Below are 12115 nucleotides of genomic sequence, written 5' to 3' on the forward strand. Positions count from 1 at the left end.
GACTGACGCGGGTGGCTGAGCGATTCGTGGTGACCGGTGGCAACCGGTTGTCAGGCGAAGTCGCAGTAGGGGGCGCCAAAAACAGCGTTCTCAAGCTGATGGCCGCGACACTGTTGGCCGAAGGCACCAGCACGATCACCAACTGTCCGGACATCCTGGATGTGCCGCTGATGGCCGAGGTGCTGCGCGGCCTGGGCGCAACCGTCGAACTGGACGGCGACGTCGCCCGCATCACCTCTCCGGACGAACCGAAATACGACGCCGACTTCGCCGCGGTACGGCAGTTCCGGGCATCGGTGTGCGTGCTGGGACCGCTGGTCGGCCGGTGCAAGCGCGCCCGGGTCGCGCTGCCGGGCGGCGATGCGATCGGATCACGTCCGCTGGACATGCATCAAGCCGGCCTGCGACAACTCGGTGCGCAATGCAACATCGAGCACGGATGCGTAGTGGCACAAGCCGATACGTTGCGCGGCGCGGAGATTCAGCTGGAGTTCCCCTCGGTAGGTGCCACCGAGAACATCTTGATGGCCGCGGTCGTGGCCGAGGGGGTCACCACCATCCACAACGCGGCGCGCGAGCCGGACGTCGTGGATCTCTGCACGATGCTGAACCAGATGGGCGCGCAGATCGAGGGCGCCGGTTCGCCGACGATGACCATCACCGGCGTTCCGAAGTTGCACCCGACCGAACATCGCGTGATCGGCGATCGCATCGTCGCCGCCACCTGGGGAATCGCCGCCGCGATAACCCGCGGCGACATCACGGTGACCGGTATTGACCCGGCGCACCTGCAGGTGGTGCTGCACAAGCTGCACGACGCGGGCGCCACCGTCACGCAGACCGATGACAGTTTCCGGGTCGCGCAGTACGAGCGCCCGAAGGCCGTCAACGTGGCGACCCTGCCGTTCCCCGGATTTCCCACCGACCTGCAGCCGATGGCTATCGCCCTGGCCTCGATCGCGGACGGCACGTCGATGATCACCGAGAACGTATTCGAGGCGCGCTTTCGTTTCGTCGAAGAAATGATCCGCCTCGGTGCCGACGCCCGAACCGACGGGCATCACGCCGTCGTTCGGGGCCTGCCGCAATTGTCGAGTGCACCGGTGTGGTGTTCGGACATTCGGGCGGGCGCCGGCCTGGTGTTGGCCGGGCTTGTCGCCGACGGAGACACCGAGGTCCACGACGTCTTCCACATCGATCGCGGTTACCCGCTGTTCGTGGAAAACCTGGCGATTTTGGGAGCGGAGATCGAGCGGGTACAGTAACCAAAGTCAGTGCCCCACAAGCGCGGTCACCAACGCGAAGGTGAACGAAAGCGGGGCCTTGACTCCCTCGCTGGATTGGTACTAGCCTGGCACGGCTGCTCCCGACACGGTCTCTCGAAGATCAAAACTGGGAGTTGACTAACCTGCCGGACCTGTATTAAGCTGGCAGGGTTGCCCCAAAACGGGCGAAACAAGTGTTGTTTGAGAACTCAATAGTGTGTTTGGTGTTTATTATTTGTTGTTGTTTTTTGACCATACCTAACACCCCCCGTGTGTGGGTGTGGTCGTTATTTTGATGCCAGTTAATTGGTGTCTTTTTGTTAGGTCAGATTTTCTCTGATTGTGAATTCACCTCGTTTCTACGAGGAGTTTTTGTTTGGAGAGTTTGATCCTGGCTCAGGACGAACGCTGGCGGCGTGCTTAACACATGCAAGTCGAACGGAAAGGCCTCTTCGGAGGTACTCGAGTGGCGAACGGGTGAGTAACACGTGGGCAATCTGCCCTGCACTTCGGGATAAGCCTGGGAAACTGGGTCTAATACCGGATAGGACCTTTAGACGCATGTCTTTTGGTGGAAAGCTTTTGCGGTGTGGGATGGGCCCGCGGCCTATCAGCTTGTTGGTGGGGTGATGGCCTACCAAGGCGACGACGGGTAGCCGGCCTGAGAGGGTGTCCGGCCACACTGGGACTGAGATACGGCCCAGACTCCTACGGGAGGCAGCAGTGGGGAATATTGCACAATGGGCGCAAGCCTGATGCAGCGACGCCGCGTGGGGGATGACGGCCTTCGGGTTGTAAACCTCTTTCACCATCGACGAAGGTTCGGGTTTTCTCGGATTGACGGTAGGTGGAGAAGAAGCACCGGCCAACTACGTGCCAGCAGCCGCGGTAATACGTAGGGTGCGAGCGTTGTCCGGAATTACTGGGCGTAAAGAGCTCGTAGGTGGTTTGTCGCGTTGTTCGTGAAATCTCACGGCTTAACTGTGAGCGTGCGGGCGATACGGGCAGACTAGAGTACTGCAGGGGAGACTGGAATTCCTGGTGTAGCGGTGGAATGCGCAGATATCAGGAGGAACACCGGTGGCGAAGGCGGGTCTCTGGGCAGTAACTGACGCTGAGGAGCGAAAGCGTGGGGAGCGAACAGGATTAGATACCCTGGTAGTCCACGCCGTAAACGGTGGGTACTAGGTGTGGGTTTCCTTCCTTGGGATCCGTGCCGTAGCTAACGCATTAAGTACCCCGCCTGGGGAGTACGGCCGCAAGGCTAAAACTCAAAGGAATTGACGGGGGCCCGCACAAGCGGCGGAGCATGTGGATTAATTCGATGCAACGCGAAGAACCTTACCTGGGTTTGACATGCACAGGACGCGTCTAGAGATAGGCGTTCCCTTGTGGCCTGTGTGCAGGTGGTGCATGGCTGTCGTCAGCTCGTGTCGTGAGATGTTGGGTTAAGTCCCGCAACGAGCGCAACCCTTGTCTCATGTTGCCAGCGGGTAATGCCGGGGACTCGTGAGAGACTGCCGGGGTCAACTCGGAGGAAGGTGGGGATGACGTCAAGTCATCATGCCCCTTATGTCCAGGGCTTCACACATGCTACAATGGCCGGTACAAAGGGCTGCGATGCCGTAAGGTTAAGCGAATCCTTTTAAAGCCGGTCTCAGTTCGGATTGGGGTCTGCAACTCGACCCCATGAAGTCGGAGTCGCTAGTAATCGCAGATCAGCAACGCTGCGGTGAATACGTTCCCGGGCCTTGTACACACCGCCCGTCACGTCATGAAAGTCGGTAACACCCGAAGCCAGTGGCCTAACCCTTGGGAGGGAGCTGTCGAAGGTGGGATCGGCGATTGGGACGAAGTCGTAACAAGGTAGCCGTACCGGAAGGTGCGGCTGGATCACCTCCTTTCTAAGGAGCACCACGAAAAGCACTCCAATTGGTGGGGTGCGAGCCGTGAGGGGTTCTCGTCTGTAGTGGACGAAAACCGGGTGCACAGCAGCAAATGATTGCCAGACACACTATTGGGCCCTGAGACAACACTCGGTCGATCCGTGTGGAGTCCCTCCATCTTGGTGGTGGGGTGTGGTGTTTGAGTATTGGATAGTGGTTGCGAGCATCTAGATGAACGCGTAGTCCTTCGGGGCCGGCGTGTTCATCGAAATGTGTAATTTCTTTGATTAACTCTTGTGTGTAAGTAAGTGTTTAAGGGCGCATGGTGGATGCCTTGGCATCGAGAGCCGATGAAGGACGTGGGAGGCTGCGATATGCCTCGGGGAGCTGTCAACCGAGCATTGATCCGAGGATTTCCGAATGGGGAAACCCAGCACGAGTGATGTCGTGTTACCCGTATCTGAATATATAGGGTGCGGGAGGTAACGCGGGGAAGTGAAACATCTCAGTACCCGTAGGAGAAGAAAACAATTGTGATTCCGTCAGTAGTGGCGAGCGAACGCGGAACAGGCTAAACCGCACGCATGTATAACCGGGTAGGGGTTGTGTGCGCGGTGTTGTGGGAGTGATATGTCTCAGCTCTACCTGGCTGAGGGGTAGTCAGAAAGTGTCGTGGTTAGCAGAAATGGCCTGGGATGGCCTGCCGTAGACGGTGAGAGCCCGGTACGCGAAAACCCGTCACCTACCTTGTATCAGTTCCCGAGTAGCAGCGGGCCCGTGGAATCTGCTGTGAATCTGCCGGGACCACCCGGTAAGCCTAAATACTTCTCGATGACCGATAGCGGATTAGTACCGTGAGGGAATGGTGAAAAGTACCCCGGGAGGGGAGTGAAATAGTACCTGAAACCGTGTGCCTACAATCCGTCAAAGCCTCTTCGTGGGGTGATGGCGTGCCTTTTGAAGAATGAGCCTGCGAGTCAGGGACACGTCGCGAGGTTAACCCGTGCGGGGTAGCCGCAGCGAAAGCGAGTCTGAATAGGGCGCATCCCCTTTGGGGTGTAGTGGCGTGTTCTGGACCCGAAGCGGAGTGATCTACCCATGGCCAGGGTGAAGCGCGGGTAAGACCGCGTGGAGGCCCGAACCCACTTAGGTTGAAGACTGAGGGGATGAGCTGTGGGTAGGGGTGAAAGGCCAATCAAACTCCGTGATAGCTGGTTCTCCCCGAAATGCATTTAGGTGCAGCGTTGCGTGGTTCACCACGGAGGTAGAGCTACTGGATGGCCGATGGGCCCTACTAGGTTACTGACGTCAGCCAAACTCCGAATGCCGTGGTGTAAAGCGTGGCAGTGAGACGGCGGGGGATAAGCTCCGTACGTCGAGAGGGAAACAGCCCAGATCGCCGGCTAAGGCCCCTAAGCGTGTGCTAAGTGGAAAAGGATGTGTAGTCGCAAAGACAACCAGGAGGTTGGCTTAGAAGCAGCCACCCTTGAAAGAGTGCGTAATAGCTCACTGGTCAAGTGATTATGCGCCGATAATGTAGCGGGGCTCAAGCACACCGCCGAAGCCGCGGCACATTCACGTTTACGTGGATGTGGGTAGGGGAGCGTCCCCCATTCAGCGAAGCCGCCGGGTAACCGGTGGTGGAGGGTGGGGGAGTGAGAATGCAGGCATGAGTAGCGATAAGGCAAGTGAGAACCTTGCCCGCCGTAAGACCAAGGGTTCCTGGGCCAGGCCAGTCCGCCCAGGGTGAGTCGGGACCTAAGGCGAGGCCGACAGGCGTAGTCGATGGACAACGGGTTGATATTCCCGTACCCGTGTATAGGCGTCCCTGATGAATCAGCGGTACTAACCACCCAAAACCGGATCGACCATTCCCCTTCGGGGGCATGGAGTTTCGGGGCTGCGTGGGACCTTCGCTGGTAGTAGTCAAGCGATGGGGTGACGCAGGAAGGTAGCCGTACCAGTCAGTGGTAATACTGGGGCAAGCCTGTAGGGAGAGCGATAGGCAAATCCGTCGCTCATTATCCTGAGAGGTGATGCATAGCCGATTGAGGCGAATTCGGTGATCCTCTGCTGCCAAGAAAAGCCTCTAGCGAGCACATACACGGCCCGTACCCCAAACCAACACAGGTGGTCAGGTAGAGAATACCAAGGCGTACGAGATAACTATGGTTAAGGAACTCGGCAAAATGCCCCCGTAACTTCGGGAGAAGGGGGGCCGGAATACCGTGAACACCCTTGCGGTGGGAGCGGGATTCGGCCGCAGAAACCAGTGGGTAGCGACTGTTTACTAAAAACACAGGTCCGTGCGAAGTCGCAAGACGATGTATACGGACTGACGCCTGCCCGGTGCTGGAAGGTTAAGAGGACCCGTTAACCGTAAGGTGAAGCGGAGAATTTAAGCCCCAGTAAACGGCGGTGGTAACTATAACCATCCTAAGGTAGCGAAATTCCTTGTCGGGTAAGTTCCGACCTGCACGAATGGCGTAACGACTTCCCAACTGTCTCAACCATAGACTCGGCGAAATTGCACTACGAGTAAAGATGCTCGTTACGCGCGGCAGGACGAAAAGACCCCGGGACCTTCACTACAACTTGGTATTGGTGTTCGGTACGGTTTGTGTAGGATAGGTGGGAGACTTTGAAGTACAGACGCCAGTTTGTATGGAGTCGTTGTTGAAATACCACTCTGATCGTATTGGACACCTAACGTCGAACCCTTATCGGGTTCACGGACAGTGCCTGGCGGGTAGTTTAACTGGGGCGGTTGCCTCCTAAAATGTAACGGAGGCGCCCAAAGGTTCCCTCAACCTGGACGGCAATCAGGTGTTGAGTGTAAGTGCACAAGGGAGCTTGACTGCGAGACCTACAAGTCAAGCAGGGACGAAAGTCGGGACTAGTGATCCGGCACCTCTGAGTGGAAGGGGTGTCGCTCAACGGATAAAAGGTACCCCGGGGATAACAGGCTGATCTTCCCCAAGAGTCCATATCGACGGGATGGTTTGGCACCTCGATGTCGGCTCGTCGCATCCTGGGGCTGGAGCAGGTCCCAAGGGTTGGGCTGTTCGCCCATTAAAGCGGCACGCGAGCTGGGTTTAGAACGTCGTGAGACAGTTCGGTCTCTATCCGCCGCGCGCGTCAGAAACTTGAGGAAACCTGTCCCTAGTACGAGAGGACCGGGACGGACGAACCTCTGGTATACCAGTTGTCCCACCAGGGGCACGGCTGGATAGCCACGTTCGGACAGGATAACCGCTGAAAGCATCTAAGCGGGAAACCTTCTCCAAGATCAGGTTTCTCACCCTTTTAGAGGGATAAGGCCCCCCGCAGACTACGGGTTCGATAGGCCAGACCTGGAAGCCCAGTAATGGGTGCAGGGAACTGGCACTAACCGGCCGAAAACTTACCAACACACAATCGCAACCACAGTCCAGTTCACGGCAGCAATGTCGTGTAACGCCACACCCCCCACCAAACAAATTTAAATAGAGTTACGGCGGCCACAGCGACAGGGAAACGCCCGGTCCCATTCCGAACCCGGAAGCTAAGCCTGTCAGCGCCGATGATACTGCCCATACGGGTGGAAAAGTAGGACACCGCCGAACATACACAAAAACACCCCCGGCAACGGGGGTGTTTTTGCATTCGCAATCAATCGAATAGCGTCATGTTCTCCCGTTGCTTTTCTAATTCGAGCAACGTGCGCTTTCGGCCGAGCCCGCCGCCGAATCCGGTGAGGCTGCCGTTGGCGCCGATGACGCGATGGCAGGGAACGACGATGGCGATCGGATTGTGCCCGTTGGCCAACCCGACGGCACGGGCGGCGCCCGGTGCCGCGATCTGCTCGGCGATTTCACCGTACGAGCGGGTTTCGCCGTACGGAATGGTCAGCAGGGCCTGCCATACGCGACGCTGAAATTCGGTGCCCCGCAGGTCGAGTTGGACATCGAAATGCGTCAGCTCGCCGGCGAAATAGGCGCCGAGTTGCTCGACCGCCTCGCCGAACGCCTGCGGGTTCGGCGACCAGTCCGTGCGGCTCGGCTCGTAGGTCTGGTCGACCATGCGAAGATTCGTCAGCACCGAGCCGCGACCAGCCAGGGTCAGCAGTCCGATCGGGCTGTCGATAATGCGGTACTCGATCATGCGACCTCCTGTGGCGGCCATTGGTTTACCGGATGCTCGAGAGTGGTCCAAAGGTATTGGGTGGCATAGGAACGCCAGGGTCGCCACCGCGCACTGCGCGCGACGAGCGAGCGTTCGGCGGACGGCAGGCCCAGCTGTTTGGCGGCCAGGCGCAGGCCCAGATCGCTGGCCGGGAATGCGTCGGGGTCGCCCAGGCCGCGCATCGCGATCACTTCCGCGGTCCAGGGACCGACACCTGGTAAGGCCAGCAATTGTGTTCGGGCGCTTTCCCAGTCGCATCCGGCACCCAACTCGACACTTCCGGCGGCGAGGCCGGCGACCAGAGCGCTCAGCGTCCGTTGCCGGGCCTTGGGCACCGCCAGATGGATGGGGTCGATGTCCGCGAGTTGCTCGACCGATGGGAAGGTGTGGGTCAACGTTTTCTCGGGATCATTGATCGGCTGCCCGTAGGCGGCGACCAGCCGGCCCGCGTGAGTGCGCGCTGCCTTGGTGGACACCTGCTGGCCCAGCACCGCGCGCACCGCCAGTTCTGCTTCGTCGACCGTGCGCGGGATCCGCTGGCCCGGCGCCTTAGCGACGACGGCGCAGAATTCCGCGTCGTCGCTCAGCGCTTCGTCGACCGCGTCCGGGTCGGCGTCGAGGTCCAGCAGCCGCCGGCAGCGCGCGATAGCCGTTGTCAGATCCCGAAAGTCGTCGAGTACGAGCACGCACCGGACATGATCGTCGGCGGGTGTCAGGGTGACGATTGCGTTGCCGAACGGAAGGCGCAGACTGCGTCGGTAGGCGCCATCGCGGACTTCCTCGCAACCGGGGACCGTGCTCGCGGCCAGGTGACCGAAGACACCGGTGTAGGCGAAGGGTGTGCGTACCGGAAGCCGAAGGCACACGGTGCCAGGGGATTTCGGGCTCGAACCGGAGCGTGTGGTCGCGCGCTGGCGCAGCGCGCGCGGTGTGTTCTCGAAGACGGACCGCACGGTGTCGTTGAACTGACGGATGCTGGAAAAGCCGGAGGCGAAGGCGACATGGCCGAAGGGCAGGTCCGTGGTTTCGATCAGCACCCGGGCGGTCTGAGCCCGTTGGGCGCGGGCCAGGGCGAGCGGGCCGGCCCCGACCTCGGCCTGTAGCAGCCGTTCCAGCTGCCGGGTGGTGTAACCGAGATGGGCGGCCAGACCGCCGACACCTTCGCGGTCCACCGTCCCGTCGGCGATCAGCCGCATCGTTCGCGCCACGACGTCACCGCGCACATTCCACTCGGGAGAACCCGGGGACGCGTCAGGGCGGCACCGCTTGCATGCTCGAAAGCCCGCTCGCTGAGCGGCCGCCGCCGTCGGGTAAAACCGCACGTTACGCGCGAACGGTGGCCGCACCGGGCAGCTGGGCCGGCAGTAGATGCGGGTGGTCAGAACCGCGGTGACGAACCATCCGTCGAACCGGGCGTCCTTGGACTGGACGGCGCGGTAGCAGCGTTCGAAATCGTCGTGCACGTTTCCAGATTTACACCCGCGCGCCGACAAAACTGGCGGAAAAGCGACATCGTCGTGGAAGCTGGGACAAGCCGAGTCGCCATTCCAGGTAGCCGGTCTTAGTCGCGGTGACCGACGCATTGAATATTCATGGGTCGACGGGCGACGCCAGCTGAGTGGGACGCTCATGCCCGCGCAGCGTCACGGTGTCGCCCAACGACCAACGCGCCCGCTCGTTTTCGCTTGCGCCCTCGATCGCGTCGGCCGTCGCGAGAAGTCGGCTCGAGTGTGACTTGGCAAGCTCGCACAGCCGGGCCGCTTCGTTGACCGGTTCACCGATCACGGTGTATTCGAAACGCTCCCTGGCGCCGACGTTTCCGGCGACGGCGCGACCCGCCGCCACACCGATGCCGGCCGACAGCTCGGACATTTCATTGGCCAGCCGCTCGGTGATGCAGCGGGCGGCGGCGAGCGCCGCGTCCTCCGGGCTGTCGAGGCGGTTCGGTGCTCCGAAGATGGCCAGCGACGCATCGCCTTCAAACTTGTTGACCAGTCCGCAATGTCGATCCACCTCTTCGACGACAATGGCGAAGAATTGGTTGAGCACACTGACGACTTCGGCCGGTGGGCTGTTCGTCACCAGCTGCGTGGAGCCGATGATGTCGATGAATACGACAGCGACGTGGCGTTCCTCGCCGCCGAGCTTCGGCCGCTCGCGTTCGGCGGCCAGGGCGACTTCGCGTCCGACATGCCGGCCGAAAAGATCGCGCACGCGCTCGCGTTCGCGCAAGCCATCGACCATCGCGTTGAAACCGCGTTGCAGCTCACCGAGTTCCGTTCCGTCGAACACCACCAGATCGCCGCGGAGGTTTCCCCGCTCGACGCGCCGCAACGCCGCCATGACGACGCGCACCGGTGTCGCCGTCAGCCACGCCAGGATCCACATCAAGATGCATCCGAAGATCAGCGTCGCAAACGACACCATCAGCACAGCGACCGCGAACTCGGTCTCGGTCAAGTTTTTCATCAGGAGCTGGAAGGCGGTCAGGACGACGATGCCGATGACCGGCACACCCGACCCGAGGAACCACACCGTCATGGTCCGGCCCATGATGCCGGCCGTCAGTCGCCGTGGCGGCGGCCCCGCCTCGAGCGCCTGGGCGGCCACCGGCCGCAGCGCGAACTCGGCGAGCAGATAGCTCCCGGTGGCCACCAGAACCCCGCAGAAGCCAACCCCCACCAGGAACCGCGGGATGAACAAGGTGTTGACCAGGCCGTAGAGGACTGTGAGCACTACCGCCCCGACGCCCCACAAAACGAGGTCGACCAATGCGATTCGCCACGGGGCGATGAACGTGTTGCGCTCGTCCTCAGGGGTCGGCGCGCGCTCCTCGATCGCCCACCGCAATGCGAGCACGGTCCGGCGAGTGATCCAGTAGACGCCTATGGTCAGGGCCAGTGCGACATAGGCAGGCGCGGCGCCGAAGGTGACCCACCAGGGCGCGTCGTTGAACACGCTCGGTGCGGGAATGGCGACCGTCACCAACAGCAGCGCGGCGCCGATGCCGATCAGGTTTGCGCCCAGCACCAGCACGGTCAGGATGACCTGAATGCGGATGCGGCGGCGGTGTTGGCTCTCCGAGACCCGCCCGAGTAGGAATGACCCGTATGCAGGTGTTTCCGGCAGACGTCCGCTCTGACGGGTGACTCTCTCTAGCACCCGCCCTATACGTCGTGCCATCGTCTGACTGGCCAACATGGTGGCGTCAGCCTAATTCGTCGGCCAGGCTCTAAGGTGAGTCGGGTGCGTCTAGTGATCGCTCAATGCACGGTTGACTATGTCGGCAGGCTCACCGCGCATCTGCCTTCCGCCCGCAGGTTGCTGCTGTTCAAGGCCGATGGATCGGTCAGTGTGCACGCCGACGACCGCGCCTACAAGCCATTGAATTGGATGAGCCCGCCGTGCTGGCTGACCGAAGAGACCGGCGATCGGGCCCCGGTGTGGGTGGTCGAAAACAAGGCGGGCGAACAGTTGCGCATCACCGTCGAGGAGATCGAACACGATTCCAGCCACGAGCTCGGCGTCGATCCGGGGCTGGTCAAGGACGGCGTCGAGGCGCACCTGCAGGCGCTGCTCGCCGAGCACGTGCAACTGCTGGGCGAGGGGTACACGCTGGTTCGCCGCGAGTACATGACGGCCATCGGCCCGGTCGATCTGCTCTGCCGTGACGAACGCGGTGGCTCGGTGGCGGTGGAGATCAAGCGTCGCGGCGAGATCGACGGCGTCGAACAGCTCACTCGCTATCTGGAGCTGCTCAACCGCGACTCGGTGCTCGCGCCGGTGAAAGGCGTGTTCGCCGCCCAACAGATCAAGCCGCAGGCCCGCACACTGGCCACCGATCGCGGAATCCGTTGTCTGACATTGGATTACGACAAGATGCGCGGGATGGACAGTGACGAGTACCGGCTGTTTTGACGGCTCGCACTAGACTGCGCCCATGGCTCGGCGCCGTACCCCGCCACGTCGGCAGCGGCCGTTGGCGCCGCCGCCGGCGCCGCGGCGGGTGGAACTCGGGCCCGACGGCCACGAGTACGAAGTGCGTCCCGTCGCGGCGGCCCGTGCGGTCAAAACGTACAGGTGCCCCGGTTGCGACCACGAAATACGCTCCGGCTCAGCACATCTGGTGGTATGGCCGATCGATTCGACACTCGGGGCAGGCCCCGGTCAAGTCGAGGACCGCCGCCATTGGCACACGCCGTGCTGGGCGCACCGCGCTACGCGCGGTCCAACCAGGAAGTGGTCGTGAAAAGCCGGTTTCAGGCGCCCGGTTCGACGAGTTCGATGAGAACGCCGCCGCCGTCCTTGGGGTGGATGAAGTTCATCCGGGAGTTTGCCGTGCCGCGCCGGGGTGCGTCGTAGATCAGGCGCACGCCCTGCTCGCGGAGCTGTTCGGCGAGGGTGTCGAGGTCGCTGACCCGAACGGCCATCTGCTGGATGCCCGGCCCGCGCTTGTCGAGGAACTTCGCGATCGTCGAGGACTCGTCGATCGGGGCCATCAACTGGATTTGCGCGGTGCCCGCCGGGGCGCCGCGCACGGCCAGCATGGCTTCGCGGATTCCCTGCTCCTCGTTGACTTCCTCGTGCACCAGGATCATGCCGAGGGTGTCGTGGTACCAGGTGATTGCGGCGTCCAGGTCGGCGACTGCGATGCCGACGTGATCGATCGCCGTCACCAGTGAGGTGGCCAGGATCTGACGGGCGTCAACTTGATCGGTCGTCATCACATAACGGTAACCTGACGGCAAAGATTGCGCTTCTCCGGGAGGCCGAAACGGCCATCGAGGGAGCGCCTAGCAG

7 protein-coding genes and 3 rRNA genes are annotated in these 12115 nt (G+C 61.4%); 6 read left to right on the forward strand and 4 right to left on the reverse strand.

What is annotated here, in order from left to right; all coding sequences use genetic code 11:
* Positions 1-11 precede the first annotated feature (11 nt).
* The 4 genes from murA to rrf all read left to right on the forward strand — a co-directional run bounded on the left by murA (position 12) and on the right by rrf (position 6756).
* Positions 12-1265, forward strand: a complete 1254-nt coding sequence (gene murA, locus AC5Y30_RS23110) for a UDP-N-acetylglucosamine 1-carboxyvinyltransferase (RefSeq protein WP_007773898.1) — start codon at positions 12-14, stop codon at positions 1263-1265.
* 373 nt (positions 1266-1638) lie between these two features.
* Positions 1639-3169 (forward strand): 16S ribosomal RNA (locus tag AC5Y30_RS23115).
* Between the two features lie 284 nt (positions 3170-3453).
* Positions 3454-6562, forward strand: a 23S ribosomal RNA gene (locus AC5Y30_RS23120).
* An 81-nt stretch (positions 6563-6643) separates the two neighbouring features.
* A 5S ribosomal RNA gene (gene rrf / locus AC5Y30_RS23125) occupies positions 6644-6756 on the forward strand.
* Together the 16S, 23S and 5S rRNA genes form the textbook arrangement of a ribosomal RNA operon.
* 46 nt (positions 6757-6802) lie before the next feature.
* Here the strand turns inward: rrf and AC5Y30_RS23130 are convergent.
* From AC5Y30_RS23130 to AC5Y30_RS23140, 3 genes are all read right to left on the reverse strand, one after another.
* Positions 6803-7294, reverse strand: coding sequence for a methylated-DNA--[protein]-cysteine S-methyltransferase (locus AC5Y30_RS23130; RefSeq protein WP_499921301.1), 492 nt, complete (start codon positions 7292-7294; stop codon positions 6803-6805).
* Complete coding sequence (locus AC5Y30_RS23135) at positions 7291-8778, reverse strand: AlkA N-terminal domain-containing protein (protein WP_499921303.1); 1488 nt, start codon at positions 8776-8778, stop codon at positions 7291-7293. Before AC5Y30_RS23135 ends, AC5Y30_RS23130 begins: the two co-directional genes overlap by 4 nt.
* A gap of 127 nt (positions 8779-8905) precedes the next feature.
* Entirely contained in the window at positions 8906-10516 is a 1611-nt protein-coding gene (locus AC5Y30_RS23140; RefSeq protein ID WP_499921304.1) for an adenylate/guanylate cyclase domain-containing protein, read from the reverse strand.
* Positions 10517-10561: 45 nt separating this feature from the next.
* Here AC5Y30_RS23140 and nucS point away from each other — a divergent pair, with 45 nt between their 5' ends.
* On the forward strand, positions 10562-11233 hold the full coding sequence (nucS, locus tag AC5Y30_RS23145) for an endonuclease NucS (protein ID WP_499921306.1): 672 nt from the start codon (positions 10562-10564) through the stop codon (positions 11231-11233).
* 22 nt (positions 11234-11255) lie between these two features.
* On the forward strand, positions 11256-11564 hold the full coding sequence (locus AC5Y30_RS23150) for an Rv1322 family protein (protein ID WP_499921308.1): 309 nt from the start codon (positions 11256-11258) through the stop codon (positions 11562-11564).
* A 10-nt stretch (positions 11565-11574) separates the two neighbouring features.
* Here AC5Y30_RS23150 and mce read toward each other — a convergent pair whose 3' ends face one another.
* Positions 11575-12042 carry a methylmalonyl-CoA epimerase gene (gene mce / locus AC5Y30_RS23155; protein ID WP_499921310.1) on the reverse strand — a complete coding sequence of 156 codons (468 nt, stop codon included), beginning with the start codon at positions 12040-12042 and terminating at the stop codon, positions 11575-11577.
* Between the last annotated feature and the right edge of the window lie 73 nt (positions 12043-12115).

Source organism: Mycobacterium sp. NGS27 (assembly GCF_059813005.1).

Bases quoted from the DNA above. Each gene is read 5' to 3' on its own strand.
- AC5Y30_RS23130 (WP_499921301.1), bottom strand. From the start codon at position 7,294: ATGATCGAGTACCGCATTATCGACAGCCCGATCGGACTGCTGACCCTG.
- AC5Y30_RS23140 (WP_499921304.1), bottom strand. From the start codon at position 10,516: ATGTTGGCCAGTCAGACGATGGCACGACGTATAGGGCGGGTGCTAGAG.
- AC5Y30_RS23150 (WP_499921308.1), top strand. From the start codon at position 11,256: ATGGCTCGGCGCCGTACCCCGCCACGTCGGCAGCGGCCGTTGGCGCCG.